At 64.2% G+C, this 25,903-nt stretch carries 29 protein-coding genes and 1 tRNA gene; 26 read left to right on the top strand and 4 right to left on the bottom strand.

The window, feature by feature from the left end:
• The first annotated feature begins 45 nt into the window (after window positions 1-45).
• The 9 genes from DESUT3_RS15290 (at window position 46) to DESUT3_RS15250 (ending at window position 8,756) form a co-directional block, all read left to right on the top strand.
• Complete coding sequence (locus tag DESUT3_RS15290; RefSeq protein ID WP_221249334.1) at window positions 46-927, top strand: AAA family ATPase; 882 nt, start codon at window positions 46-48, stop codon at window positions 925-927.
• A gap of 153 nt (window positions 928-1,080) precedes the next feature.
• Window positions 1,081-1,581 (top strand): formylmethanofuran dehydrogenase subunit E family protein, encoded by a 501-nt coding sequence (locus tag DESUT3_RS15285; RefSeq protein ID WP_221249333.1) that lies wholly within the window; start codon window positions 1,081-1,083, stop codon window positions 1,579-1,581.
• 16 nt (window positions 1,582-1,597) lie between these two features.
• Window positions 1,598-2,530: a permease gene (locus DESUT3_RS15280; protein WP_221249332.1), complete on the top strand. Its 933-nt coding sequence runs from the start codon at window positions 1,598-1,600 to the stop codon at window positions 2,528-2,530.
• Window positions 2,531-2,634: 104 nt separating this feature from the next.
• Window positions 2,635-3,672, top strand: a complete 1,038-nt coding sequence (locus DESUT3_RS15275; protein ID WP_221249331.1) for a carboxypeptidase-like regulatory domain-containing protein — start codon at window positions 2,635-2,637, stop codon at window positions 3,670-3,672.
• On the top strand, window positions 3,666-5,564 hold the full coding sequence (locus DESUT3_RS15270; protein ID WP_221249330.1) for an outer membrane protein assembly factor BamB family protein: 1,899 nt from the start codon (window positions 3,666-3,668) through the stop codon (window positions 5,562-5,564). The genes DESUT3_RS15275 and DESUT3_RS15270 overlap by 7 nt, the downstream gene beginning before the upstream one ends.
• A 37-nt stretch (window positions 5,565-5,601) precedes the next feature.
• Entirely contained in the window at window positions 5,602-7,059 is a 1,458-nt protein-coding gene (locus DESUT3_RS15265; protein WP_221249329.1) for a right-handed parallel beta-helix repeat-containing protein, read from the top strand.
• A gap of 19 nt (window positions 7,060-7,078) precedes the next feature.
• Window positions 7,079-7,381 carry a DUF3467 domain-containing protein gene (locus DESUT3_RS15260; RefSeq protein ID WP_221249328.1) on the top strand — a complete coding sequence of 101 codons (303 nt, stop codon included), beginning with the start codon at window positions 7,079-7,081 and terminating at the stop codon, window positions 7,379-7,381.
• A 28-nt stretch (window positions 7,382-7,409) separates the two neighbouring features.
• Window positions 7,410-8,015 (top strand): glycine betaine ABC transporter substrate-binding protein, encoded by a 606-nt coding sequence (locus DESUT3_RS15255; protein ID WP_221249327.1) that lies wholly within the window; start codon window positions 7,410-7,412, stop codon window positions 8,013-8,015.
• Between the two features lie 78 nt (window positions 8,016-8,093).
• Window positions 8,094-8,756, top strand: coding sequence for a DUF3047 domain-containing protein (locus tag DESUT3_RS15250; protein WP_221249326.1), 663 nt, complete (start codon window positions 8,094-8,096; stop codon window positions 8,754-8,756).
• Between the two features lie 56 nt (window positions 8,757-8,812).
• Here the strand turns inward: DESUT3_RS15250 and DESUT3_RS15245 are convergent, their stop codons facing one another.
• Window positions 8,813-9,736, bottom strand: a complete 924-nt coding sequence (locus DESUT3_RS15245) for a diguanylate cyclase (RefSeq protein ID WP_221249325.1) — start codon at window positions 9,734-9,736, stop codon at window positions 8,813-8,815.
• A 148-nt stretch (window positions 9,737-9,884) separates the two neighbouring features.
• Between DESUT3_RS15245 and DESUT3_RS15240 the strand changes: the two genes are divergently transcribed.
• Together DESUT3_RS15240 and lhgO are read left to right on the top strand one after the other, a co-directional pair.
• Complete coding sequence (locus DESUT3_RS15240; RefSeq protein WP_221249324.1) at window positions 9,885-10,070, top strand: helix-turn-helix domain-containing protein; 186 nt, start codon at window positions 9,885-9,887, stop codon at window positions 10,068-10,070.
• Between the two features lie 17 nt (window positions 10,071-10,087).
• Window positions 10,088-11,299 (top strand): L-2-hydroxyglutarate oxidase, encoded by a 1,212-nt coding sequence (gene lhgO / locus DESUT3_RS15235; RefSeq protein WP_221249323.1) that lies wholly within the window; start codon window positions 10,088-10,090, stop codon window positions 11,297-11,299.
• A gap of 6 nt (window positions 11,300-11,305) precedes the next feature.
• Here the strand turns inward: lhgO and hgcB are convergent, their stop codons facing one another.
• The 3 genes from hgcB to DESUT3_RS15220 all read right to left on the bottom strand — a co-directional run bounded on the left by hgcB (window position 11,306) and on the right by DESUT3_RS15220 (window position 13,966).
• The gene (gene hgcB / locus DESUT3_RS15230; protein ID WP_221249322.1) at window positions 11,306-11,587 is read right to left on the bottom strand and encodes a mercury methylation ferredoxin HgcB; all 282 of its coding nucleotides are present in this window, start codon (window positions 11,585-11,587) and stop codon (window positions 11,306-11,308) included.
• Between the two features lie 144 nt (window positions 11,588-11,731).
• Window positions 11,732-12,877 carry a mercury methylation corrinoid protein HgcA gene (gene hgcA, locus DESUT3_RS15225; RefSeq protein ID WP_225911529.1) on the bottom strand — a complete coding sequence of 382 codons (1,146 nt, stop codon included), beginning with the start codon at window positions 12,875-12,877 and terminating at the stop codon, window positions 11,732-11,734.
• A gap of 21 nt (window positions 12,878-12,898) precedes the next feature.
• The gene (locus tag DESUT3_RS15220) at window positions 12,899-13,966 is read right to left on the bottom strand and encodes a 3-deoxy-7-phosphoheptulonate synthase (RefSeq protein ID WP_221249321.1); all 1,068 of its coding nucleotides are present in this window, start codon (window positions 13,964-13,966) and stop codon (window positions 12,899-12,901) included.
• Between the two features lie 286 nt (window positions 13,967-14,252).
• Here DESUT3_RS15220 and DESUT3_RS15215 point away from each other — a divergent pair, with 286 nt between their 5' ends.
• The 15 genes from DESUT3_RS15215 to DESUT3_RS15145 all read left to right on the top strand — a co-directional run bounded on the left by DESUT3_RS15215 (window position 14,253) and on the right by DESUT3_RS15145 (window position 25,893).
• A complete protein-coding gene (locus tag DESUT3_RS15215) occupies window positions 14,253-14,531 on the top strand; it encodes a YggT family protein (RefSeq protein ID WP_221252570.1) in 279 nt (92 codons plus the stop codon).
• Window positions 14,532-14,544: 13 nt separating this feature from the next.
• Window positions 14,545-15,087 carry a DivIVA domain-containing protein gene (locus DESUT3_RS15210; protein ID WP_221249320.1) on the top strand — a complete coding sequence of 181 codons (543 nt, stop codon included), beginning with the start codon at window positions 14,545-14,547 and terminating at the stop codon, window positions 15,085-15,087.
• Window positions 15,087-15,386 carry a DUF167 domain-containing protein gene (locus tag DESUT3_RS15205; RefSeq protein ID WP_221249319.1) on the top strand — a complete coding sequence of 100 codons (300 nt, stop codon included), beginning with the start codon at window positions 15,087-15,089 and terminating at the stop codon, window positions 15,384-15,386. The genes DESUT3_RS15210 and DESUT3_RS15205 overlap by 1 nt, the downstream gene beginning before the upstream one ends.
• 226 nt (window positions 15,387-15,612) lie before the next feature.
• Window positions 15,613-16,413, top strand: a complete 801-nt coding sequence (locus DESUT3_RS15200) for a cytochrome c3 family protein (RefSeq protein ID WP_221249318.1) — start codon at window positions 15,613-15,615, stop codon at window positions 16,411-16,413.
• A gap of 114 nt (window positions 16,414-16,527) precedes the next feature.
• Window positions 16,528-17,457: a cytochrome C gene (locus DESUT3_RS15195; RefSeq protein WP_221249317.1), complete on the top strand. Its 930-nt coding sequence runs from the start codon at window positions 16,528-16,530 to the stop codon at window positions 17,455-17,457.
• Window positions 17,458-17,573: 116 nt separating this feature from the next.
• Window positions 17,574-18,419, top strand: a complete 846-nt coding sequence (ispE, locus tag DESUT3_RS15190; RefSeq protein ID WP_221249316.1) for a 4-(cytidine 5'-diphospho)-2-C-methyl-D-erythritol kinase — start codon at window positions 17,574-17,576, stop codon at window positions 18,417-18,419.
• Window positions 18,420-18,460: 41 nt separating this feature from the next.
• Window positions 18,461-18,535: transfer RNA gene (locus DESUT3_RS15185), tRNA-Gln, on the top strand.
• Between the two features lie 135 nt (window positions 18,536-18,670).
• Window positions 18,671-19,612, top strand: a complete 942-nt coding sequence (locus DESUT3_RS15180; RefSeq protein WP_404826986.1) for a ribose-phosphate pyrophosphokinase — start codon at window positions 18,671-18,673, stop codon at window positions 19,610-19,612.
• Between the two features lie 62 nt (window positions 19,613-19,674).
• Window positions 19,675-20,289 (top strand): 50S ribosomal protein L25/general stress protein Ctc, encoded by a 615-nt coding sequence (locus DESUT3_RS15175; RefSeq protein WP_221249315.1) that lies wholly within the window; start codon window positions 19,675-19,677, stop codon window positions 20,287-20,289.
• Between the two features lie 17 nt (window positions 20,290-20,306).
• Entirely contained in the window at window positions 20,307-20,882 is a 576-nt protein-coding gene (gene pth / locus DESUT3_RS15170; RefSeq protein ID WP_221249314.1) for an aminoacyl-tRNA hydrolase, read from the top strand.
• Window positions 20,883-20,916: 34 nt separating this feature from the next.
• Window positions 20,917-22,923, top strand: a complete 2,007-nt coding sequence (locus tag DESUT3_RS15165) for a sodium-translocating pyrophosphatase (RefSeq protein WP_221252568.1) — start codon at window positions 20,917-20,919, stop codon at window positions 22,921-22,923.
• Between the two features lie 82 nt (window positions 22,924-23,005).
• Window positions 23,006-24,100 carry a redox-regulated ATPase YchF gene (gene ychF, locus DESUT3_RS15160; RefSeq protein ID WP_221249313.1) on the top strand — a complete coding sequence of 365 codons (1,095 nt, stop codon included), beginning with the start codon at window positions 23,006-23,008 and terminating at the stop codon, window positions 24,098-24,100.
• 135 nt (window positions 24,101-24,235) lie between these two features.
• Window positions 24,236-24,610 carry a 30S ribosomal protein S6 gene (gene rpsF / locus DESUT3_RS15155; RefSeq protein ID WP_221249312.1) on the top strand — a complete coding sequence of 125 codons (375 nt, stop codon included), beginning with the start codon at window positions 24,236-24,238 and terminating at the stop codon, window positions 24,608-24,610.
• Between the two features lie 48 nt (window positions 24,611-24,658).
• Window positions 24,659-24,922, top strand: coding sequence for a 30S ribosomal protein S18 (gene rpsR, locus DESUT3_RS15150; RefSeq protein ID WP_221249311.1), 264 nt, complete (start codon window positions 24,659-24,661; stop codon window positions 24,920-24,922).
• 47 nt (window positions 24,923-24,969) lie between these two features.
• Window positions 24,970-25,893 carry a DUF2232 domain-containing protein gene (locus tag DESUT3_RS15145; protein WP_221249310.1) on the top strand — a complete coding sequence of 308 codons (924 nt, stop codon included), beginning with the start codon at window positions 24,970-24,972 and terminating at the stop codon, window positions 25,891-25,893.
• The last annotated feature ends 10 nt before the right edge of the window (window positions 25,894-25,903 follow it).

Below are 25,903 nucleotides of genomic sequence, written 5' to 3'. Positions count from 1 at the left end.
GCCGGCGGATTTTTTTTAGCCTTAACCATGGAGTGACGTGACGGCATGCACAGGAAACTGCAGAACATATTCTACGAAGTGCGCGACCCGGTGCTCGGTTGGGACGATATCGGCGGCTATGCCGACGTCAAGGAGACCCTCAAGGAGATGGTCTGCCTGCCCCTGAAGAAGCCCGAACTGATCCTGCAGCACAATCTCGGCCTGCCGGCCGGGGTGATGATGTGGGGCCCGCTCGGCACCGGCATCACCATGCTCGCCGAGGCCTGCGCCAAGGAGGCTGGCGTCTCCTTCGTCTACATCTCGGGCCAGGAGATGCTCGGCAAGGGACCGGAACTGGTTGAGGCCTTCGACTGCGCCATCCACGAGGCCCCCTGCGTGCTGTTCATCTCCGACTGCGAGTGGCTGGCCCCCCGGGCCGGTTGCGATTACGAGTGGGGCAGCGGCAATTTCCGGGCGATCCCCCCGACCTTCGCCGACAAGGACCTGACGCGCCTGTTCATCGAGCAGGTCGACCGCATCAACCAGGTCAAGGGGGTCATGCTGGTGGGCTCCTGCTACCGCATCGACACCGTCGACCAGGCGCTGATCAAGGAAAAGAAGCGCTTCAACCGCAAGGTCTTCGTCCATCCGCCCCACGCCGAAGACCGGCTGGGGATGCTCAACATCTACATGGACCAGATGCCCAACCTGGCTCCGGACATCGACCGGCGCGAACTGGCCGCGCAGACCGAGGGCTACGTCGGCTGGGACATCGAGAGCCTGTGCAAGCGCGCCACGGTCAACGCCATCAAGGAGGACGCCGCGGTGGTAACCATGGAGCATTTCCGCAAGGCCCTGCGCGAGGTGCGGCGTTTTCTCACCCCGGACATGACCGCCAAGTACCAGCAGATCCGGGAGATGGACTGTCCGCACCACTACGAATTCTAGGGGAGGAAACGGGCCTTTTCCGGATTCTCTGCGTCAGCCTTCGGACTTCTCTTGTGCGGCGTACCCAGGTACGCCTCCGCGAAAGTCTTCGACTTCCTTGATCTTGAGATAAATTGCTCGTTTCCCGGAGCCTTCTGCCAGGTAATTTTGAGGATGGAACAACCCCAGGCTTCAGACCTTTTCGACCGCATCTACCGCCGCCACGGCCACTACTGCCCGATGAGCACCCTGGGCGGGCGGCTGGGGCTGGCGGCGCGGGGGCAGTTTCCGGAAGAATGTTCGCCCGACGAGCTGCGGGCGGTCTACCACACCGACACCTGCGCGGTGGACGGCATCGAGGAGGCCGCCGGCGTCTCCCGGGAACGGGGCACCCTGGTCGTTCGGGAAGAGCGGCGCCACTGCCTGCGCCTGGTGCGGCGCTCGGACGGGCACGGGGTCGAGGTCGAACTGGGTGCGGCGGCGTTGGCCCGGGCGGGGGAGTACCGGCGGCTGAGCGACCAGCTCGAGCTGCTGCGGCCGAATCTCCCTGCCGCGGAGGTTGCGGCTCGCCAGCAGGTGTTGGATGGGTTGCTCGAGGAATTGCGCCGAGCCGGGGAGGCTGAGCTGTTCAGCCTGCGGCAGGTGGTGGAAAAAACCGAGGTGACGGATGCCTGAATCGGTCTGGATACAGATGCTTACGGTCATCGGGGAGGAAATCGCCCGCATGTGGTGGTTCTTCCTGCTCTCCATCGTTTTGGTGGGGGTGATCAAGGGGTACAAGCTCGACCTGCAGATCCGCGGCTGGGTCAACCGCGCCGGCGCCTGGGGGATTTTCCTCGCCGTGGTGGTGGGGATGGTCTCGCCCCTGTGTGCCTGCGGCATCCTGCCCATCGTCATCTCCCTGGCCCTGATGGGGACCCCCATCGCTCCGCTGATCGCCCTGCTGGCCACCTCGCCCATCATGGGTCCCGACGCCCTGCTGCTCACCTGGCGCGGCCTGGGACCCGAGTGGGCCATGCTCAAGCTGGGCGGGGCGGCCTTCATCGGCCTGGGAGCCGGGTTCGCCACCCAGTGGCTGGTTAACTGCGGATTCCTGGCCGGCGAGCTGGTCCGCCTGCGCCCGGTCTACCGGGAGGATGGCACCCTGGCGAGCGCCTACGAGATCGGCACCGCCAACGGCATCGCGGTGCGCACCATGACCGTGGTCCCTCGCGCCAAACGCCTGCGTTTCATCTTCGACCGCACCCTCGACGCCGGACTGTTCATCGGCAAGTATCTGCTGCTGGCCATCGTGCTCGAGGCGCTCATCGTGACCCTGGTCCCCATCTCCTGGATCACCGTGCTGGTGGGGCAGAAGAGCCTGCTCTCGGTGCTGGCGGCGGCGCTGATCGGCCTGCCGCTGCCCACCAACCAGATCCCCATCATCCCCATCCTCGCCGGCCTGCTCGAGCGGGGGATCGATCACGGCGCGGCCTTCACCCTGCTGATGGCCGGTCCGGTCTCCAGCATCCCGGCGATCATCGCCCTGTGGGGGATGTTCCACCGCCGGGTGGTACTCAGCTTCCTGGCCGTGACCCTGGCCGGGGCGGTGCTGCTGGGGTGGGGCTACCAGCTTTTTTCCTGATGAACATCTGCCCGGGAGGCTTGGCCGGCTGACGGCTTTCTGCCAGAAACGGTCTCGCAGCAAAGGGCGCCCTCGAAAAAAATGCCAGAACGGATGCACCAGCCATGACAAGTACATTGCGGATTTTTCTGTCGGTCTCGATTTTTTTCGGCATGCTCCTGGAAGCCGCTTTCGGCGTCACCGTTTCCGGCAAGCTCACCGTGAAAACCGAACCGGTGGCGGCCATCCAGGTTTTCGCCTACCCGGCGGATGCTCCCTCTCTGGCCGGGGACACACCCCACCGCTCCAACGTGTCGGGCAAGGACGGCCTGTTCAGCATCGATCTGCCTCCCGGGGCCTATTATTTCATCGCCCGGGGGAAGGAGCTGTACAGCTACTACGGACGCAACCCGGTGACCGTCCCGCGCGAGGGGCTCGGCCAGATGAATCTCTCCCTGGTCCCCCTGCGCCCCGCACCCCCCAGGGCCGAGCCGCAGGTCGCCACCGGCATTCTTGGCCAGACCACCGTCGACGGGGTGCCGCTGGCCGGAGCGATCGTCTACGTCTATACCGACCTGACCAACGAACTCAAGGGGATGGGGCTCGGCATGGCCGGTCCCACCACCGAGCAGGGGCTGTTCGAGGCGCCGCTGCCGGCCGGGACCTACTACGTTATCGCCCGGATGCGGCGCAGCAAGGAATTCGCCGGGCCACTCAGGGCCGGCGACTACATCGGGTTCTATCCGGAAAACCCGGTGAAGCTCGCCGAGGGAGAGGTGTTGAAAATAGCCATCCCCATGCTGGAAGTGCCGGAAAAGGTCGAACGCCTCGCCGATTCCCTGTTCGGGCAGACCAGCATCCATGGGCGTGTTCTCGACAAGAAGGGGGCCCCGGTGGCCGGGGTGCGGGTATTTCTGTACGAGGATTCGCAGATGCTCAACCGCCCGCTGCACGTCTCCCAGACCACCGGGCCCGATGGCGCCTTCGTCCTTTCCTTCGCCAACGGCGGCGTCTATTATCTGGCCGCCCGCAACACCCTCGGCGGCGCGCCGGCCCCGGGCGAGCTGTTCGGCACCTACGACGGCACCCCCAGTCACTCGGTGCGGGTGCAGACCGGCAAGGCGCTGAAGGGGATCGAAATCGTGGTGGAGGAGATGTGGTAGCCCGGGCGCTGCTTTTGCTCGGCCTGCTGCTGGCGGGTTGCTCGGGGCTGCGGCCCCCGGAGCCGCCGCTGGTGCTCAGGGATGCCGAGATCCACCAGGACGCTACCTGGCACGGGCGTATCCTCATCGACGGCTCGGTGAAGGTGGTCAAGGGGGCGACCCTGACCATCCTGCCCGGGACCGACATTGCCTTTGTGCGCCGCGACGTCGACCAGGACGGCCTGGGGGACGGAACACTGATCATCGAGGGGACGCTCGAGGCCGAGGGGACCCGCGCGTTGCCGATCCGTTTCCGCAGCGCCGAGGCCGACCCCCAGCCGGGGGACTGGCAGGAGATTCGGGTCGACTTTTCGCGGCAGGTGCACCTGCGCTACTGCGAGATCAGCGATTCCGCCTATACCCTGCACGCCCACTTCACCCGCGGCGTGGTGGAGGACTGCACCATCCGCGGCAACATCGACGGCTGCCGGCTCGGCCAGGCCAGCTTCGTCATCCGCAACAACCTCTATGAGCACAACCAGGGCAAGGGGATCAATTTCCGCAATTCCACCGTCGAGGTCACCCGCAACATCATCCGCTACAACGGTTCGGGCATCTTCCTGTTCGAAAACGACCGCGAAGCCAGCATCCACGACAACAACATCTACGGCAACGGCGACAATTTCCGGCTGGGAGATTTTTACGCCGAGGACGTGACCCTGGGGGAGAACTGGTGGGGGAGCGCCGATCCGGGCGCGGCCGCGGCGACGATCTTCGATCAGAAGCAGGATCCGGAGATCGGCCGGGTCCACATCAGCGCCGCTGCGGACTGGGTTGCCGGGACCGGGCCGCGGGACGGTCTCGAGCTAAGGGAGGCCTGGCGGTTCGCGACCGGGGGCTTTATCGACGCCTCGCCCGTCGCCGCGGGGAAAGAGCTGTTCGTGGCCAGCTGGGATGGGCACCTCTACGCCCTTGACCGGGAGGGGCGGCTGAGCTGGCGTCGCGACCTTGGGGACATCATCGACGCCAGTGGCGCGGTAGACGGCGAAACGGTCTATGCCCAGACCTGGGGGCGGCAGGTGACTGCCCTGGGGCGCGGGGACGGGCGACCCCGCTGGGGGTTCAGCTACGGACCCTCGCGGGCTGACGACCATCGCCAGGGGGGTCTGCTGCGCATCGGCGAGCTGCTGCTGGTGCCGGCCTGGAACGGCAGCCTGTTCGCCCTGGATGCGGGCTCCGGCGAGCTACGCTGGCGCTACGAGGCTCCCCAGCCGCTGCGCGCCGCCCCTGGCTGGGACGGTAGGGCGATTTTTCTGGCGGGCGGCGCGGGGACCCTGACGGCTTTGGATCCGGCGGGCGGGCTCCTCTGGGAGGCCCGGCTCCCCGGCCCGCTGCTTGCCGCTCCGGCCCTGACCCCGGAGGGACCGGTGGTGGTCACCCGCGACGGGCTGCTGGTCGCCTTTACCCGCCAGGGTGTCGAGCGCTGGCGCCGCGAGCTGGGCGAAACCTGCTATTACGGAGGGCCGGTCTATGCCCAAGGGGCCCTGTTCCTGGGGACTGCCGGAGGGGGGCTGTGGAAGCTCGAGGCGCAGGATGGCAGGCCGATCTGGCGTCGGGAGACTTCTGGGCCGGTCTACGCCACCCCGCTGGTCAGGGAGGGGCGGCTCTACCTGGGCGACAACAGCGGCTCCCTGGCGGTGTACGGCGCCGAAAGCGGCGACCTGCTGGGCGCATTCCAGGCCCCTCGGGAGATCCAGGGGACCCCGGTGCTGGTGGACGGACTGCTGGTGTTCGGAAGTCGTGACCACTTCGTCCGTGCCCTGGAGGTGGTCGAGTCCCCGGTTGCCGGAAGCAGGCAGGAGTTCATCGGCGAACCCCGGCAGGCTGACGGAAATCCGCCAGCCGCGCAATGAATTGCCCCGTTTAAGGGGGCGAGGGGCCAAATCCCCCTTGGCACCGGTTTTGCTGCTTGTCTGTCCTGCGGCGGGTGTCGAGGCCGGCCAGCCCAACCCCGGGGGGACCATGCAGTACCTGAAATACCAAGTCATCGCGGCCGCCCTGCTGGGTCTTGCGCTGCTTTTCGGAGCCGCCCCAGGCTGGGCAAAAGAGGCTGGGGCCGTCCGGGGGCTGACCGTCTGGGAGGGGGAGGTCACCTTCAGCCGCACGGTGGAAGTGCCGCCCGACGCAACCCTGGAGATCCGCCCGGGGACCCTGGTCAGGCCATTGACGCCCGAGGCCGGGATCCGGGTGCGCGGGGTGTTGCGGGTGATCGGCAGCCAGGCTTCGCCGGTGCGCTTCGCTTCTCCTCCCCAATGGGTCGGCATTGAATTCGCCGAGGGCCCCGCCGGCAGCCTCATCGAGCACGCCGATTTCCAGGGCGCCACCGCGGCGGTAAGCAGCAGTTTCAATGCCTTCACCCTGCGGCATAGTCGCTTCAGCAACTGTCGCACGGCGGTCAAACTGTTGCGCCAGTCGAACCCCCGCATCGAAAACTGCCGCTTCGAGAACAACGATCTGGGGGTTGATATCGAAATGAAATCCGCTCCGGAGCTGGTCGGCAACCGGTTTCTCGGTCATCGCCAGGCCGCGGTCCTCGCCACCCACAACAGCGCGGGAGTGGTCGAGAAAAATCTCTTCAAGGGCAACCTGCAGGGGGTTCGGCTGCTGCGCGCAGTTCTGGTGCAGGTGCGGGGCAATGAGTTCCGCGACAACGAGACCGGCATCTATTGCGAGCAGACCCGCGAGACCCCCGTGATCAGGGACAACCGTTTTTTCGCCAACAAATATGCGCTGGTCAACTTTTCTTTCTCCTCGCCCACGGTGGAAAACAACCTGTTTGCCGACAACGACACGGCGGTGCGCAACGACCAGTTGGGGATTCCCCGGCTGCTGCACAATCATTTCCGCGGCAACCGGGTTGCCCTGGACAACCTGCGGCGCTCCGCTCCGGAGGTGAGAAGCAACCTGCTCGAGGCCAACCAGGTGGCCATCATCTGCGATTATTCCTCCTATCCGCGGGTGACCAACAACAATTTTCTGGGCAACCGGATGGGGGTCAAGCTGGGGATGAATCAGAGCGCCGAACGGGAGCGGCTGGTCGATTCCGGCGGCCTGGTGCAGGCGACCGCCGCCAGCCGGCAGGGGCCCTACCCGCGGCAGCCGCAGCTGCAGAGCGAATTCGACGACTTCGTGGACGTGCGCGGCAACTGGTGGGGCGCAGACACGGCCCAGTTGGCCGCGGCCGGTGCCGAGGGGAACGTCCCCATCTTTTTCGACCGCCGGGATCAGCCGCGGGTTCGCCTGGCGGAGCCCGGCTCTGCCAGCTACCTGATCGACCGGGTGGAGTACGCCCCCTGGCTGGAAGGCCCTGCGGCCGGCGCCGGGCTGCGCGAAGCTCTCCCCCGATGATTTTCCTACAGGAGGTTTTGTGAGCGAGAAGAAAGTCAAGGACGCCAAAATGGAGATTCAGCTTGACGAGGAGACCGCCCAGGGGGTCTACTCCAATCTGGCGGTGGTCAATCACACCGACGCCGAATTTACCCTCGATTTCATTTTTGTTCAGCCCCAGGCTCCGCGGGCCAAGGTGCGCAGCCGGGTGATCACTTCCCCGAAGCACATCAAGCGGCTGATTCTCGCCCTGGAGGACAATCTGCGCAAGTACGAGCAGAGCTTCGGCCAGGTCAGTCTCGCCGCTCCGCGGCTAGACAGCGAGTTGGAAAAGATCCATTAATACTTGTCTGAGTTGCAAGGAGAAGACGATGGTTGCAAAACTTGCCAAAAGACTGGGGTCCGGCCTGGTTGCCGGGATGCTGATTCTGGCCATGGTGCTGCCTCTGCCGGCGGAGGCCTGCGTCGGCAAAACCCTGGTCGTAGGCTCCAAGGGGACGCTCCAGCAGGAAATCCTGGCGGAGATGCTCTCCGTCCTCATCGGTGAGCGCACCGGAACCACGGTCAAGGTGGTGCGCCTGGATTCCACGGCCGCGGCCCACGAGGCCCTGATGAAGGCCGATCTCGACATGTACGTCGAGTACACCGGGGTAGGCCAGGTCGAAATCCTGAAGAAGGCTCCCCTGGAGGACTCGGAAGCCTTGTACCAGGCGGTGAAGGAAACCTACAATCAGGACCTGAACCTGGTCTGGCTGAAGCCGCTGGGGTTCGAGGGGCAAGAGGCCGCAGCTGGCGGTCAGGCGGCCCCCGTGGTGCGCAAGGACACCCTGAAAAAATTCCCCGCGCTGGCCCGGTTGATCAATAAGCTGGGTGGTGCGATATCGCCTCAGGCCATGCAGGACCTCGAAGCCCAGGCGGCCCAGATAACGGCCAAGGAGGTCGCGCGCAACTTTCTGAAGGAAGGCAAGTTCATCTAGCAGAGTAATGATCTGGGCTAAAGGCGGCAGTTGGACGTTTCGCGCCGCCTGGCGGCCTGGTCCGAAGGGGATGAGCTTATGGCGAACACCTGGTTGGCCAGGACCTTGCTGTTGCTGCTGTTCTTGGCGTTGCTCCCGGCCCTTGCCGCCCAGGGGGGCGGCGGTTTTCGGGTGATCGACGATTTCCAGGGAGGGCTGAGTCCGCGCTGGGAAGAGAAGGAGTTCAAGGGGCGTACCCGCTACCAGGTCGTCCTCGACGACCAGGGCAGCAGCCTGCGCGCCGAGAGCCGGGGGGGCGCTTCCGGGCTGGTGTTCCGCACCGAATACCGGTTGGAGGATTTCCCGGTGCTGAGCTGGCGCTGGAAGGTGGAGAATATCATTGCCGCCAGCGATGTCTCCAGCAAGTCGGGGGACGATTACCCGGCGCGGGTCTACGTGGTGTTTCCCCACTGGTATCCGCCGAAGACCCGCAGCATCAACTACATCTGGTCGACCAACCTCGCGCCGGGAGAATTCGTCCCCAACAGCTACTTTGCCAACGCGGTCATGCTGGCCTGCCAGAGTGGCGAGCAGATGGTCGGTCAGTGGGTCCAGGAGCGCCGCAACGTGCTGGAGGATTACCGGCGGATTTTCGGCGAGGAGCCCCCCGCGGTCGGGGCGATAGCCGTGATGAGCGACACGGACAATACCGGAGAGGCCGTGGTGGCCTATTATGACGATATCCGCATCGAGCGGGAGTAGGGTGGGGTTGTGCCCGGAGAATCAGGAGGTCGTGCGGTTGGCACGGCCTTTTTTTGTCAGCCTTCCATGACCTCGACGCGGTCGCGTCCTGCCCCCTTGGCGTTGTAGAGGGCGTAGTCGGCCAGGCGGATCAGGTCGTCCACCGACTTGATCCGGTTGCCCCGGGGATAGCAGGCGACACCGAGGCTGATGGTCAGCTTGAGGTTTCTCAGGATGCCGGAAAATGTCATCTCGCCTGCCGATTCGCGCAACCGTTCGGCCACCTGGACCGCCCTGGGCATGTCCGTATCGGGAAGCACCAGGGCGAACTCCTCGCCGCCGAAGCGGGCCGCCATGTCGTATTCGCGCAGGTGGTGGCGCAGCATGTCGGCCAGTGCCACCAGCACCACGTCCCCTTCCTGGTGTCCATAGCTGTCATTGACCTTCTTGAAGTGGTCGATGTCGAGCATGATCAGCGACAGTGGGGACTTGGAGCGTTCGCTACGCTTGTACTCGCGTTCCAGGGCCTCCATCAGGCAGCGGCGGTTGGACAGGCGGGTCAAAGGATCGGTGTTGGAGAGTTCGAGCAGCGCCTGGTTGCTTTCCTTGAGGCTGTCCTGGAGTGTCTTGATCTTTAGTTGAACCTTGATCCGTGCCACCAGTTCCGCCGGGTCGAAGGGCTTGGTCACGTAGTCGCTCGCCCCCTGCTCCAGTCCCTTGATCTTGGTTTCCTGGTCTTCGCGGCCGGTGACCATGATTACCGGGATATCGCGAAGTTCACCCCGGGTATTGACCATGTTCAGGAACTTGAACCCATCCATCCCCGGCATCTCGAGGTCGCAGAGAATGACGTCCACCGGGTTATTGAGGGCGATCTTGAACCCGTCGATGACGCTTCCAGCCTCGTGGAATGAGTTGAAAAGGCTGGTTTTCCGCAAAATATCCAGGATCTGCTGCCGTACAGCGTGGGAGTCGTCAATAATCAGGATAGATGGGTCCATAAGACATTCCAAAAATAGAATTTCACCTAATCTATTTTAATCGGGGATTCCTGTAAAGCTAAAACAACCTTTCGTCCTGTGCCGGAAAAGTTCTTTTTTGGCGGTATACTAAAATGCACAAATCACTCCAACTTTCGTGAGGTGGGCTATGGCACTGGTGAAAACCTGGTATTCCCCTGAGGATGCCGCAGAAAAGTTCGGCATCGGCAAGCCCCGGGTACTCGAGTGGGTGGAGGAGGGGTTGGTGCGCTGCGAGCGGGAGAAAGGCAAGGTGGTCCGGGTCAACATCGACGATGTGCGCCTGGAGGTCGAGGCCATGGTTCGAGAATCCTGACTCCGGACGGCTGCGCGATGACGGAAAAGGTTCACGATGTCTGTGTGATCGGCGGCGGCATAGTCGGCCTGGCCAGCGCCTTGGCCCTTCTGCAGCGCGATCCCGGGCTGCGTTTGGTGCTGCTCGAAAAGGAGGGCCGGTTGGCGGCCCACCAAACCGGCCATAACAGCGGAGTGATCCACTCGGGCCTCTATTACCGGCCGGGATCGCTGAAGGCCAGCAACTGCGTGAGCGGCCGGGAGCGGATCTACAGCTTCTGCGAGGAGAACGGCCTTGCCTTCGAGCGCTGCGGCAAGCTGGTGATCGCTACCCGCGAGGACGAACTGCCGGCTCTCGACGAATTGGAACGGCGCGGGCGGCTGAACGGCCTGAACGGGCTGGTGCGGCTCGACGCTTCCGGACTGCGCCAGTACGAGCCGCATGCGGCGGGGATTGCGGGGCTGTGGGTTGCCGAAACCGGCATCGTCGATTTTGCCCAGGTGGCCAGGGCGTTCGGCAGCGAGGTCCGCAGGCTCGGCGGCGATATCCGGCTTGGCGCCAAGGCGCGTGCGGTGGCGCGCGAAGCGGCCGGGCTGCGCATCGACACCCCCCAGGGGACGGTGCGGGCCCGCTACCTCATCAACTGCGCAGGGCTGCACAGCGACCGGGTGGCGCGCTGGAGCGGGGTGCGCCCGCCGGTGCGGATCATCCCCTTTCGCGGCGAATATTACACCCTGCGGCCGGAGTGCCGCCAACTGGTGCGCAACCTCATCTACCCGGTTCCCGATCCGGCCTTCCCCTTTCTCGGGGTGCACCTGACGCGGATGATCGACGGCCAACTGGAAGCCGGTCCCAACGCGGTGCTGGCGCTGAAGCGAGAGGGGTACACCCGGCTGAGCATATCGCTGCGGGACCTGGCCGAGACCCTGACCTGGCCGGGGTTCTGGAAAATGGCCCAAAAGTTCTGGAAGGTGGGCTTGGGCGAGTATCACCGCTCCTGGCGCAAGTCGGTGTTCGCCGGCGATCTGCAGCGCCTGGTGCCGGACCTGCGCGGCACGGATCTGCTCCCCGGCGGCGCCGGGGTGCGTGCCCAGGCGGTGGATGAGAAGGGCGGACTGGTGGATGACTTCTGCCTGTTGGAGGCCGAGGGGATGCTCCATGTGCTCAACGCCCCCTCGCCGGCGGCCACAGCCTCGCTGAGCATCGGCCAGAGCATCGCCGACAAGGTCGCCGCCCGGCTCGGGCTGTGACCGGGGTCAGCCGCCGCAGTCGCAGTTCGGTTCGCTGCCGGTGAGCCAGCCCTTGATGATGGCGCTGGCACAGCCGACCCCGGCCTTTACGCTGATGGCGCTCACCGGGCAGTTGCGGGCACAGGCGCCGCATTCCATGCAGCGGTCGCGATCGGTGATGAGAGCTTTTTTCTGTTCGACCAGGAACACCGCGTGGGGGCAGACGAGGCTGCACATCCCGCAGCCGATGCAGGTCGGTACGTCCAGTGTCAGGGTGCTGACCCCCTGCAGGTAACGCAGTTCCTTCATTTAGAGGCCCTCATCTGTAAAGCCGGCGGCTTCGACTCCCCCGACTGTGTCTTTCGCGCGTCCTGCCCGCCGGCCGCGCCTGATCCCACCGATCCGTCAGATTCGCCCCGGCCGACGGCCTTGCCGGAATTCGTATCGATTTAATCAAAACCCCGCGACAACCCAGAGCACCCCGGCCAGCAGCAGAGCTGCGCCCTGCAGGGGGATGGCCCGGCGCATCTCCTTCTCCACTCCCGATGGGGAGGTGAAGGTGCTGGAGCCGGTAAAGTTCATCCCGCACCAGGAGGCTACCGCCGGTAGGGCCAGCAGCAGGGCGGTGCTGTTGAGCCAGCCGAGCCGGGGGCCGAACACTGCCAGGGCGCCAAACGCGAGCGCCATACCGGCCAGCGCCCCCTTGGCGGCGAAGGCTCGGCAGGGCATCCACGGCAGCAGCAGCGGCACCAGCACGGCCCCGGTGAACACCCCGCCGAGACCGGCGAGGATGGCGGCGCCGCCGCGCTGCAGGGCGCCCGCGAGGGAGAATCCCCCGCTGCCGATGGCGCCCAGGAACAGCAGCGCCAGAGCGGCCCAAAGGGCGGTCCTGAGGATCCCGGTCAGTTCCACGGGGGTCAGCACCAGGCGCTCGAGGGTTGAAAAGCTGACCCGGCGCATCTGCGCCGTGGCCTGCATCCCCGCGGCGAGAAAGGCGGGCAGGTCCGCGGCCCGCACCGGGCCGTAAACCACGCGGAAACCGCAGCCTCGGGCGACCTGGTGGGCGGCGACCCCGGGGGCGCCCAGTTGCGGAACCACCAGGGTGCGGTGCTCGATAAGCTCGGGAAGCCGGACGGCGGCGACCCGATGGACGATCTCGGCGGTGCCGAAGGTCCCCTTGCCCGCGGCGCACCAGACGTTGATCCCGTGGGTTTCGATGACCAGCAGCCAGGCGTCCAGGCCCGGGAGATTGCTGCGCAACACGTCGAAGCTGAGCTTGTAGTTGGCCGACACCAGCACCGGGGAGCCCGGGCCGGGGTTCCCCACGGCGTAGAGCCCCGGCGCGACGCGGTAACGCTGGCGCCCCAACCCCCAACGCATCTGCCAGCGCCCGAACCGATCGCCTGCATCCAGGTTGGTTTTGACCTGGGGGACCCGGCCCACGGGGGTCGCCAGCCAGCCTGAGACAAAGGGCCAGACGCGATAGCCGGGACGCTCGCCGGGCCGGCCGGCTTGGGCGCTGCCTGCCCCGGGCTCCCGGGAAGGGGAACAGCAGCTGCCCGACGTGGCGCCGGGGTTTGCCAGAGGTTTATCCGTCATCGTGGCCGGTCCTGGGGTTGGTCAGGCGATCTTTCGGCCGCCGCACTGTTCGAGCCGGGCAGCGGCGTGGCGCAGCATCCGTTCGGTGGTGGCCCAGTCGACGCACTTGTCGGTGATCGAAACCCCGTAGCGCAGTTCGGCGGGGTTGGTGGAGATGGGCTGGTTGCCCGCCTCCAGGTTGCTCTCGACCATCAGCGCGCCGATGGAGCGGTTGCCCGCGCCGATCTGCTCGACGACATCGACCAGCACCTGTTCCTGAAGCTCGTGGTTCTTGCAGGAGTTGGCATGGCTGCAATCGACCATGATCGAGGTGCGGATCCCCGCCTTGGCCAGCATCTGCTCGGTTTCGGTGATATCGGCCGCCGCGTAGTTGGGCTTGTCGTTGCCGCCGCGCAGCACGATATGCACGTCGGGGTTGCCGACGGTCTGGACGATGGCGTTGCGCCCCTCGTTGTTGATGCCGAGAAAGCTGTGCGGGTGACGGGCGGCGCCCATGGCATCGATGGCGATCTGCAGGTTGCCGTCGGTACCATTCTTGAACCCGACCGGGAAGGAGAGGCCGCTGGCCATCTCCCGATGGGTCTGGGATTCGGTGGTGCGGGCGCCGATCGCCCCCCAGCTGATCATGTCGGAGAGATACTGGGGAGTGATGGGGTCAAGCATTTCACTGGCCACCGGCAGGCCCAGCTCGGTAATGGCGCAGAGCAGGCCCCGGGCCACGCCGAGCCCCTTGGAAATCTGGTGGGTCCCGTTGAGATCCGGGTCGTTGATCAGCCCCTTCCAACCGATGGTGGTGCGCGGTTTTTCGAAGTAGACCCGCATCACCAGCAGCAGCTGCTCCTGCAGTTCCCGGCCCAGGGTCGCCAGGCGCCTGGCGTAGTCGAGGGCTGCCCGAGGGTCGTGAATGGAGCAAGGGCCCACCACCACCATCAGCCGGCGGTCCCGGCCGTTGAGAATGTCGGCCACCTGTTGCCGGGCCCCGGTGACAAACTCCGCGCCCTGCTCCGAGAGGGGGAATACCTGCTTGAGATCGCTGGGGGCGATGATCGGGGTCAGGCCCCGGATACGCAAGTTGTTGGTCCGCTTCATGGAAACTCTCCTGCTTCGCTGCGAAATGTCCGCCCCCTCCCGGGGAGAAGGCCAGGGACATCAATTTAGCGGCAATTTATGAAGAAGTCAAAAGGGCGCTGGCCCGCAGCAGGGAGGACGTTGCTTTTTTGGCGATCCAAACCCCGCGTTTGCCCAGGGGAAACCGTTTGACACCCTTTCCATGAATGGAGTATATAGTGATGCTTAAATTTGAATCCATAGCGAGAACGACAATTTAGAAACCTGGAAAGGGTGGTCCATGTACTCCTTGAGTTTTCTCGGCGAAATGGTCATGATCTTCGCCCAGGTCATCAGCCTGATCATCACCGTCTACATATACATCGTCGTCGCCCGGGCGATCATCTCCTGGGTGAACCCGGACCCGTACAACCCCATCGTGCGGTTCCTCCACAACGCCACCGACCCGGTACTCTACCGCATCCGGCGCGTACTGCCGCTGCAGTTCGGCGGATTCGATTTCTCCCCCATCCTGCTGCTGGTCGGGCTGTATTTCGTCCAGCGGGTGGTCTGGCTGGTCCTGCAGCGCCTGGCCATGAGCTTGTGACAGGGGAGCGGACATGCGCATCACCCCCATCGATATCCAGCAGCATCAATTCAGAACCCGCCCGCTGGGCTATGAAAAGGCCGGCGTCGACCATTACCTCGAGCTGCTCGCCGATGAACTCGCCCTGCTTCACAAACAGAGCCAGGAGCTCAAGGAAGAGCTGGCGCGCACCCGCTCCGCCCTGGAGGAGATGCGCCAGCGCGAGGCGACCCTCAAGGAGACCCTGCTGACCACCCAGCGGATGACCGACGATCTGAAAAACAATGCCCGCAAGGAGGCCGAAACCATCCTGGCCCAGGCGCGCCTGCGTGCCGAGCGGATTGTGCGCGACGCGGAGGATCGCCGGATTCAGCTGATCGGCGAGGTCCAGGAGGTCAAGCGCCAGAAGGTGTCCTTCGAGGCCAGCCTGAGGGCGCTGCTCGAGAGCCATGTGCGGATGCTCGACATGAAGGTGGTCCGGCTGCCCGAGAGGGATGCCGAACCGACCCTGCTCGAGGAGTCGCTCCCCTTCGAGGACGCCGACGCCGAAGGAGGCAGGGGGGGCGAAAAGGGCTGATGATGGCCTGTCTCCAGCAGGTCGGGGAGGGGGTGCGCATCTGCCTGTATGTACAGCCCCGGGCCAGCCGCAACCAGGTCGTCGGGGAGCTGGAGGGGGAATTGAAGGTCCGTTTGACCTCCCCGCCGGTCGAGGGCGCCGCCAACCGGCTGTGCTGCGAATTCTTTGCCAAGCTGCTCGGCGTCGCCAAGGGCGATGTCCGGCTGGAGGCCGGCGAACGATCCCGCCACAAACGTCTCCTGATTGTCGGCAAGAGCCTGGAGGAGGTTGCCCGGATTCTCGCCCCTCCGGGAGGCTGAGCGGCGACCCTTTCCTGCCGCGGCAGGGCGCCCGGAAGGTGATTTTCGAGGTGGACAGTAGGCGGCTTTTCTGCTAGTATCCAGCGGGTCTCCGGTTAGGCTGATCTCATGTATGCTGCATACATGACCAGCTTGGTTACTCGGTGCTGCATTTCAATGTTTGGACCGTCCCCATCTGCGGGGGGCTTCAATGTTACTTAGAGAGTTGTTGAAAGGGAGGAATTTCATGCAAAATGTAAAAGGAATCGGACTGCGTATTGTCTGTTGCCTTGCCCTGCTCGGGCTCGGGGTTCTGGCCTCGGCGGGGAGTGAGGCTCGGGCCCAGGGGGCTGCCGTGCTGGCCAACACCGACTGTGTCAAGTGCCATGCCCAGCAGCCCAAGGAGATCGAGGCCAACGGTGCGGCCCACAAAACCCAGATCGGCTGCCAGGACTGCCATACCGGTCATCGCCCCTCGAGTCCCAACAATATCCCCCAGTGCAGCATGTGCCATGACGGCCAGGAGCATTTCAAGCTGCAGGGGTGCACCGGCTGCCACAATCCCCACTCGCCTCTGCAGATCGTGCTCAAGGGCGACCTCAAGGCCCCCTGTCTGACCTGCCACGACACCCAGAACGCCCAGCTTGAGGCCAATCCCAGCAAGCACACCACCTTTGCCTGCAACTTCTGCCACGCCGAGCGCCACGGGGTGATTCCCGAGTGCGTGCAGTGCCACAAGCCTCACTCGGAGCAGATGACCCAGGGCGACTGCGGCAAGTGCCATCAGGCCCACCAGCCGCTGGTCGTCACCTATGGTGCCGACACCCCCAACGCCAGCTGCGGTGCCTGCCATACCACCGCCTTCCAGCTGCTGGCGGCCAGCAAGTACAAGCATCGGGACGTGACCTGCGTCACCTGCCACCAGGACAAGCACAAGACCGTGCCCCAGTGCAGCGATTGCCATGGGTTGCCCCATGCCGAGGGGATTCACAAGAAATTCCCGAAATGCGGCGACTGCCACAATATCGCTCACGACCTGAACAAGTAATTCTGGTCAACGAGGCGGCCCCCCGCGCAGGTCGAAGCGGGGGGCCGCCGTCTTTGCCGGGCAGGGAGGGGGCTCGGTCTTCATGTTTCTCGATTTGTGGAGAGAGGGAAGGACATGCTCAAACTGAATAAGAGGAAGTACCGGATTGGCGCAGCGGTTGCGGCCCTGCTGTTGACCTTGTTGCTGGCGGCCTGCGTCATGCCCGCAGGCGAGGCTCAGCCTGCCGCCGAGATCAAACCCGCACCCGCGGCGCCGGCGCTGGCGCCCGCACCTGCACCCGCGCCCGCCGCAGTGCCGGCGCAGGTGGTGGATATCTACGCCACCGATCCGGTGCCCTTGACCCCCGCGCAGTGCGCCCAGTGCCACACGACCCATTTCAAGGCCCTGAAAAATGACGGGGGGAAGCACAAGTTCGACTGCCAGAACTGTCACCAGGTTTTTCATGCCTACAACCCGCTGCGCAACAACTACGCGGAGCTGATGCCCAAGTGTTCGGACTGCCACACCCTGCCTCACGGTCAGCAGTTCACCGATTGCCTCTCCTGTCACCAGAATCCGCACACCCCGCGGAAGGTGCCCATGGTTGCTCAGCTCACCAGCAACTGCGGCAACTGTCACGCCTCGCCGGCCGGGCAGTTGGCCCAGTTCCCCAGCAAACATACCCAGCAGGGGTGCCAGGCCTGCCACGAGTCTCACGGCTACATTCCCTCGTGCTTCAACTGTCATGAGCCGCACTACCAGGCGCAGCCCCTGGAGACCTGCACGACCTGCCACCCGGTTCACAAGCCCCTGCAGATCAGCTTCCAGGGCGAGATCGAGCTGAAGACCTGCAGCGGTTGCCATGACAAGGTCTACACCACTTGGTCGACCAGCAAGAGCAAGCACGGCGGGGTCTCCTGCGTGACCTGTCACACCCAGCACGGGCTGATCCCCAAGTGCAACGATTGCCATGGTCAGCCCCACAGCGCTTCGCTGCATGCGAAGTTCCCCCAGTGTCTGACCTGTCACCTTGACCCGCACGACCCGCCGGTCAAGACCAAGTAGTCAAGGCAATTCCCGGAAAGATGCCAGGGGCCGCGGTTAACTGCCGCGGCCCCTGGTCGTTGACGAGGACGCAAGCCCAGGTGCCCGGCCCGGGAAAAAGTAAAAGGAAAGCTGCAATGGTCAAGGAATTTCTGGCCCCTGCCAAGATCAACCTCTGCCTTCATGTTCTGGGCAAGCGCCCCGATGGCTATCACGATGTCGCCATGCTCATGCAGCGCATCTCGCTCTATGACCGGGTGCGGATCGCCCTTGTGGCCGAAGGCGGGGTCCGGGTGAACTGCTCCGGGCTCGCTTTGGCTCCGGGGGAGGAGAATATCGCCGCGCGGGCGGCCAGGCGCATACTCGAGCTAAGTGGAGTATCTACCGGGGTGGAGATCCACATCGACAAGCAAATCCCGGTGGCCGCCGGGCTCGGCGGCGGTTCTTCCGATGCCGCCACGGTGCTGGTCGGGCTCAACGAGATGCTCGGTGCGGGACTGGATCCCGTGACCCTGGTGGCCGAGGGGGCGAAGCTCGGGGCGGATGTGCCTTTCTTTGTGAATGGCCGTACGGCGTGGGCCACGGGGATCGGTGAGTGCCTGCAGTCGGTGGACGGATTGCCGCCGGCCTGGTACGTGCTGATCAACCCCGGAGTGGCCGTATCTACGGCCTGGGTCTACCAAAATTTAAGGTTGACATCGCAGGGGGTTGTGGCTAAACTTCCCAAGTTTCCCAGGACGGTGGGGGAGTTGGCGGGTTTTCTCGCCAACGATCTGGAGCGGGTAACCATCGCCGGTTTTCCCATTGTCGAAGAAGTCAAGGCCAGGGTTCTCGACCTGGGGGCTCGCGGGGCGCTCATGTCGGGCAGCGGGCCGACCGTATTCGGCGTTTTCGACAGCCGGGATGCCGCCGAATCGGCCCTGAGCCAGTTGCGGCAGATGGCCGGTTGGCGGGTCTTTCTGGCGCACCCGCTGGAAGACTGAGCGGCGACCAGTTGCTGTCCTGCTGGGCCAATTCTGGATGATGGGGCGTCGCCAAGCGGTAAGGCACCGGATTTTGATTCCGGCATTCCCAGGTTCGAATCCTGGCGCCCCAGCCACTTATCTGCTTCTGTCCCGATCGCCCTCTTGTGTATACTTTCCGGTGGTCGGTTGACAACCGACAGATTGCGTGTTTTCGATTAGGTCATGGGCATCCATGACCTACAGTTTTTACTGGCTGTATGAAAGGTCGAATGGTGGACAAGTTCAAAATTTTCGCCGGCACCTCGAACACCGCTCTGGCGCGGGAAATCTGCGGGCACCTGGCCGTCCCCCTGGGCAGCGCCAAGGTCAAGACTTTCAGCGACGGCGAAATCATGGTGGAGATCGGTGAGAACGTACGCGGTCGGGATGTCTATATCATTCAGTCCACCTGCGCGCCTTCCAACAACAATCTCATGGAACTGCTGGTGATGACCGATGCCCTCAAGCGGGCATCCGCAGCCAGCGTTACGGCGGTGATCCCCTACTTCGGCTACGCCCGGCAGGACCGCAAGGTCGCCCCGCGCACCCCGATCACCAGCAAGTTGGTGGCCGACCTGATCTCCGTTGCGGGCATGGATCGGGTGGTGACCATGGACCTGCATGCCGGGCAGATCCAGGGCTTCTTCGACATTCCGGTCGACCACCTGTACGCCGCGCCGGTCATGCTCGCTGATATCACCGAGCGTTTCAAGGACCGGCTGGTTGTCGTCTCCCCCGACGCGGGGGGGACCGAGCGGGCCAGGGCTTTCGCCAAGCGGCTCGATGCCGGCCTGGCGATTATCGACAAACGCCGCAGCGGCCCCAACGTCTCCGAGGTCATGCACATCATCGGGGATGTCGCGGGGGAGACCTGCATCATCGTCGACGACATGATCGATACGGCCGGGACCCTCTGTCAGGCGGCCGGCGCGCTCAAGGAGAAGGGCGCCAAGCGGGTGTTCGCCTGCGCCACTCATGCGGTGCTCTCGGGCCCGGCACTCGAGCGCATCACCCAGAGCTGTCTGGAGGAGGTGGTGATCACCAACACCATTCCCGTGGGTGACAAGGCCGCCCTCTGCCCCAAGCTGCGGGTGCTGTCCGTGGCCGAACTGCTCGCCGAGGCGATCCGCAGAATTCACGGCGATGAGTCGGTGAGTTCGCTTTTCGTCTGACGGACCACTCGCTCCGTCGGATATGTTTGACCCAAACCAAATCTGCAATGGAGGAACAATAAATGGCAGCTTCTGAACTGAACGTCACCAAGCGCGAAAGCGTCGGCAAGGGGATCTCCCGCAGCCTGCGCCGCCAGGGGTTGGCTCCGGCCGTAGTTTACGGTGCGGGGATGGAGCCGGTAGCGGTCACCGTCGAGCCCAAGGCTCTGAAAAAGGCTATTGCCACCGAGGCGGGCTGGAACACCATCATTACCCTGAAGGGCGACGGCGCCTTTGACGGCAAGGCCGTGATCCTCAAGGACATGCAGGTCGACCCCATCCGTCAGGATGTAATGCATGCGGATTTCCAGGCCATCGATCTGCAGCAGAACGTCCACGTGATGGTGCCGGTGCACCCCGTGGGCAAGTCTGCCGGTGAGAAGATCGGCGGTCGCCTCGAGGTGATTCGCCACGAACTGGAGGTCGTCTGTCTGCCGACCGCCATTCCCAAGGCCATCGAGGTCGATGTCACGGCTCTGGAGATCGGCGACGTCATCCACGTCAACGAAATCGTCCCCCCCGCCGGTGCAGTCATCCCCCACGAGGTCAATTTCACCGTGGTCACCTGCACCGGGCACAAGCCTGAAGAGGAGGAAGGCGCCGAAGAGGCCGCCGAGGGCGAAGGCGAAGCCTCCTAAGGCCTGGGGACGACCAGGTGAAGCTCGTTGTCGGGTTGGGCAACCCCGGCCCCAAGTATGCCGATACTCGGCATAACATCGGTTTCATGGCGGTCCAGCGCCTCGCCGAAGCAACGCGGATCGCCCTGAAAAAGCAGGGGCACCAGGGGCTCTACGGGGTCGGGAGCATCGATGGTCAGCAGGCGACGCTGCTGCTGCCCCAGACCTTCATGAACCGCAGCGGGGTGAGTGTCGCCTCGGCCTCTCGCGCCCTGAGCGTGACGCCGGGGGATCTCCTGGTAGTCCACGACGATATTGACCTGTCCTTCGGGGTGGTCAAGATCAGGGTCGGTGGAGGTCACGGCGGCCACAATGGCATCCGCAGCATCCACGAAGTGCTCGGCAGCGGGGACTTCGTGCGGCTCAAGGTCGGCGTGGGGCGTCCGCCGGCCGGGGGGGACGTGGCGGGGTATGTCCTCAATCCCTTCGCCGCCGCGGAGAAAAAGGCGCTCGACAGTTTGTTGGTCAACTTGGTCAGGGTCATGCAGGCCGTGCTCGGCAAGGGCGCGCTGGAGGCCATGAACGAGTTCAATAATCGCGACATGACACAATAAACCAGAGAGGGAAAGAGAGGGAAAAAGCATGGAAATGATCGTTCCGATCCTGGGGGTCGTGGGCTTTGTGGTCGCCATCGTGCTCTACAAGATGGTGAAAGCCGAGCCCGAGGGTAACCAGACCATGAGTGAAATCGCCGAAGCCATCCACTCCGGCGCCATGGCCTTTCTCAATCGGGAATACAAGGTCCTTGCGATATTCGTGGGCGTTGTTTTCGTGCTCATCCTGATCGGCATGAATGCCGAGACCGCCGTTGCCTTCCTGGGCGGGGCGGCCTGCTCCATGACCTGCGGCTTCATCGGCATGAAGGCCGCCACCCGCGCCAACGTTCGGACCACCGAGGCGGCTCGTGCCCACGGTCAGGCCCGGGCGCTTGAGGTCTCCTTCAACGGCGGTGCGGTCATGGGCCTTTCCGTCGCCTCCCTCGGCCTGGTCGGAGTGGGGATTTTTTACATCCTTTACGGCGACCCCGATTCGGCTCAAGCGATCACCGGTTTCGCCATGGGTGCCTCATCTATCGCCCTGTTCGCCCGCGTCGGCGGCGGCATCTACACCAAGGCGGCTGACGTCGGCGCCGACCTGGTCGGCAAGGTCGAGGCGGGGATTCCCGAGGACGACCCTCGCAATCCCGGCGTTATCGCCGACAACGTCGGCGACTGCGTCGGCGACACCGCCGGCATGGGTGCGGACATCTTCGAGTCCTACGTCGGCTCGATCATCGCCACCATCGCCATCGCCGCGGCCGCCAGCCCCGAGTTGCTCACCAAGATCGGTGGCGAAGCCTCTGATGCGGTAAAGCAGTCGGCCATGTTCCTGCCCCTGGGGCTGGCCATGGTCGGGCTGATCTTCTCGGTGGTCGGCATCGGCTCGATGAAAAAGCTCAGCGGCAAGGACCCCGCCAAGGCCCTGCACTACACCACCTTTATCGCCGCCGGCTTGTTTCTCGCCGTTGCCTTGGTCACCATCCTCTTCTCGGCCCTGAAGGTCGGCGTCTTCCTCGCCATCCTGGTCGGCACCCTCGCCGGGGTGGCCATCGGCCAGGTGACCGAGTACTACACAGCCTCCAAGCCGGTGGCCCGTATCGCAGAAGCCAGCAAGACCGGGCCGGCGACCAACATCATTCACGGTCTGGCCGTTGGCCTCGAAAGCTGCGCCGGGCCGATCCTGATCATCTGCGTGGCCATCGCCATCGCCAACGCCTGCGCCGGGCTCTACGGGATCGGCATCGCCGCCGTCGGCATGCTGGCCACCGTCGGGGTCACCATGACCGTTGACGCCTACGGCCCCATCGCCGACAACGCCGGCGGGATCTCCGAAATGGCCGGCCTGGGTCCCGACGTGCGCAAGATCACCGACGGCCTCGACGCCATCGGCAACACCACCGCAGCCATCGGCAAGGGTTTCGCCATCGGCTCCGCGGCCCTGACCGCTTTGGCCCTGTTCTCCGCCTACGCCACCACGGTGAAGCTCGAGTCCATCAACCTGATCAACCCTTCCACGGTTATCGGCCTGTTGATCGGCGGGGCGCTTCCCTTTTTCATCGGCGCGCTGACCATGACCAGCGTCGGCCGCGCCGCTGGCAAGATGGTCGAGGAGATCCGCCGTCAGTTCCGCGAGATCCCCGGTCTGCTCGAAGGTAAGCCCGGCGTCAAGCCCGAGCCCGCCAAATGCGTCGACATCTCGGCCAAAGCCGCCCTGCGCGAAATGATCCTGCCCGGCGTTGTGGCGGTCATCGCCCCGGTGCTGGTCGGTTTCATCATCGGCAAGGAAGCACTCGGCGGGATGCTCGCCGGGGCCACCCTTACCGGCGTGCTGCTGGCGCTGATGATGTCCAACGGCGGCGGCGCCTGGGACAACGCCAAGAAATTCATCGAAAAAGGTGAACTGGTCGGCGAGAAAAAAGGGGGCGAAGCCCACAAGGCCGCCGTCGTCGGCGACACTGTCGGCGACCCGTTCAAGGATACCTCCGGTCCGGCGATGAACATCCTCATCAAGCTGATGAGCGTGGTCTCGCTGGTTATCGCACCGCTGCTGGTCTGATCCTCCCCCGCAGCGCAAACCACGAATCGATAGCCGGGGCTTGAGCCCCGGCTATCGTCTTTTGCATGAGATATTAAAAGCTATGGGATTCAAGTGCGGTATCGTCGGCCTGCCCAACGTCGGCAAGTCGACCATCTTCAACGCCATTACCTCCGCCGGCGCCGAGTCGGCCAACTATCCTTTCTGCACCATCGAGCCCAACGTCGGGGTGGTGGCGGTGCCCGACAAGCGTTTGGATGCCCTGGCTGCCATCGTCAAGCCGCAGAAGGTGCTCCCCACTTCCATGGAGTTCGTCGATATCGCCGGGCTGGTCAAGGGGGCGAGCAAGGGGGAGGGGCTAGGCAACCAGTTTCTCGGCCATATCCGGCAGGTAGACGCCATTGCCCACATCGTCCGCTGTTTCGAGGACGAGAACGTGGTCCATGTGGACGGCTCGGTGGACCCGCTGCGCGATGTCGAAATCATCCAGACTGAATTGAACCTGTCCGATCTCGAGACCGTGGAGAAGCGCATCCTGCGGACCGAAAAACAGGCCAAGAGCGGGGACAAGAAGCTGCAGGCCGAGCTCGAGGTTCTGGTGAAGGTCCGTGCCTGCCTCAACGAGGGGCGTCCGGCCCGGGCCCTGGAGGCCTCCGACGAGGAGCGCCGGGTGCTGCGCGAACTGCAGCTGATCACCGCCAGGCCCGTGTTGTACGTGGCCAATGTCGCCGAAGACGATCTGGAGGGCCGTCATCCCTTCGTCGGGCAGCTGAGCGAGCTGGCGCAGCGGGAGGGGGCGGAACTGGTGATCATCTGCGGGAAGATCGAAGCCGAGATCGCCGAGCTGCCTGCCGAGGAGAAGGGAGAGTTTCTCAGCGAACTCGGGCTTGCCGAGTCGGGGCTGGATCGGATGATCCACGCCGGCTACAACCTGCTTGGTTTGATTACCTATTTCACCGCCGGGGTTAAAGAGGTGCGGGCCTGGACCATACCCGCAGGGGCCCGCGCCCCGCAGGCGGCCGGGGTGATCCATACCGACTTCGAAAAGGGTTTTATCCGGGCCGAAGTTATCGCCTACAACGATTTCCTGCGCTCCGGCGGTGAGGCGGGGGCAAAGGAAAAAGGGCTGATGCGGCTGGAAGGCAAGGAATACGTGGTGCACGATGGCGATGTCATGCACTTCCGCTTCAACGTGTGATTCGCCTGCGGCAGAAATGTTTTGCCAGGCAGGCGGTTCTATGGTAAAAACTGTAGTTTCTTTCACCCCGGGTGGTTATCGCCCGCTCCTTGCTCCGGGTTGGACCGGGGCTACAAACTCATGAGGAGGTCGTAAATGCGAACCTACGAAACAATTTTCATCGTCCACCCCGAGGTGGTCGGCGACGAGTATGCCGGTGTCGTCGAAAAATTCAAGGGGGTCCTGACCGAGCAGCAGGCCAACATCCTCAAGATCGACGAATGGGGAGCCCGCAAGCTGGCCTACCCGGTCAAGAAGCAGGGTCGCGGATCCTTCGTCCTGGTGGTCTACGAGGCAACCTCCGAGGTTATTGCCGAGTTTGAGCGCCGGATGCGTATCGACGACAAGGTCATCAAGTTCCAGACCGTGCTGCGCGAAGAAGGGGCTGCGCTCGAGGAAGCCTCGGCTGCCGGGTCCGAAGGGGCCGAGGTCGAGGAAGAAGAGACCGAAGAGGCCGAAGAGACCGAGTAACCCCGGGCCGAGTCATCACCCCACGAATTTTTACGGAGGACAGACGATATGAGCAACTTCAACAAACCTGCCGCCCCTCAGCGCCGGCGCTTCGTGCGCCGCAAGGGCTGCCGCTTTTGTGCCGACAAGACCCTGAAGATCGATTACAAGGAAACCAAGAACCTGCGCTATTTCATCTCTGAGCGCGGCAAGATCGTGCCGCGGCGGATTTCCGGTAACTGCGCCGCCCACCAGCGCAAGGTCAACGAGGCCATCAAGCGGGCACGCAACATCGCCCTGCTGCCCTTTACCGCCAGCCATTCGATGGATTAAGGGGCTGGTTGACTGACCGGCGACCAATCTCAGCAGAAATGGGCCCTTTGAAAACACTGCTGTTCGCGACCCTGGGGAGTGCGGTCACCCTGCTGCTCCAGCTGAGCTCGGGTTGGCTGGGACCCGCGGGCGTGGTGCTCAATCTCCTGGTGCCGTTGCCTGCCGCCCTGCTGACCATGCTCGCCGGATCGATTCCGGGAGCGGGGGTGGTCGCGGCCACGGCCCTGGTGCTCTGGCTGGTCGGTAGCCCCGGGTTTGCCCTGGGGTACCTGCTGCAATTCGGTCTCGGTTCCCTGCTGCTGCCCTGGTTTCTGAGGAGGGGGTGGGGTTGGGACCGGGCCGTGCTGGTCACCGTGGTCGCCGTCGTGGCGGCCGCAGGAATATTCCTGGCCGGCTATGCTGGATTCCAGGGCCAGCCGATCGGTGGGCTGGTGGGCGAATATGTTCAGGGTGAGATCACCCGGTCCATCGCCCTTTACCAGGAGGCGGATCTTCCCGAGGAGCAGGTAGCCGAGCTGCGGCAGTTTGCCGACCAGATGGCGGGACTGTTGCTGAAGGCCTACCCTGGACTGGCGGTGGTCGCCACGGGGGTGCTGCAGCTGCTGACCGTGTTGCTGCTGTTTCGCCTGAACCAGGGGCGCTACGTAATGACCGGGCCGGCTTTCCACGCCTGGAAGGCCCCCGACATGCTGATCTGGGGGCTGATCGCCGGCGGCTTCGGGGTCTTCTTCGGGGCTGAGCCGCTCCAGATGGTGGCTCTCAATCTGCTGACAGTGCTGTTGCCCGTGTATTTTCTGCACGGGCTTGCAATCCTCACCTTTTTCTTCCGGAAAAAGGGGATTGCCCCTGGTTTCAGGGCAGTGGGCTACGTGATGGTAACCCTGCTGAGCCCCCTGCCGCTGATCGTCACGGGCATGGGAGTGTTCGATCTCTGGGCCGATTTTCGCAAACCAAGAATTAAAAAGACGTAGTCTTTTTAGG

The sequence above is a fragment of the Desulfuromonas versatilis genome (assembly GCF_019704135.1).
Classification (GTDB): Bacteria; Desulfobacterota; Desulfuromonadia; order Desulfuromonadales; family NIT-T3; genus Desulfuromonas_A; species Desulfuromonas_A versatilis.
Note: the sequence above shows the minus strand (reverse complement) of the source record. Positions and strands in the feature narration are given on the sequence as shown.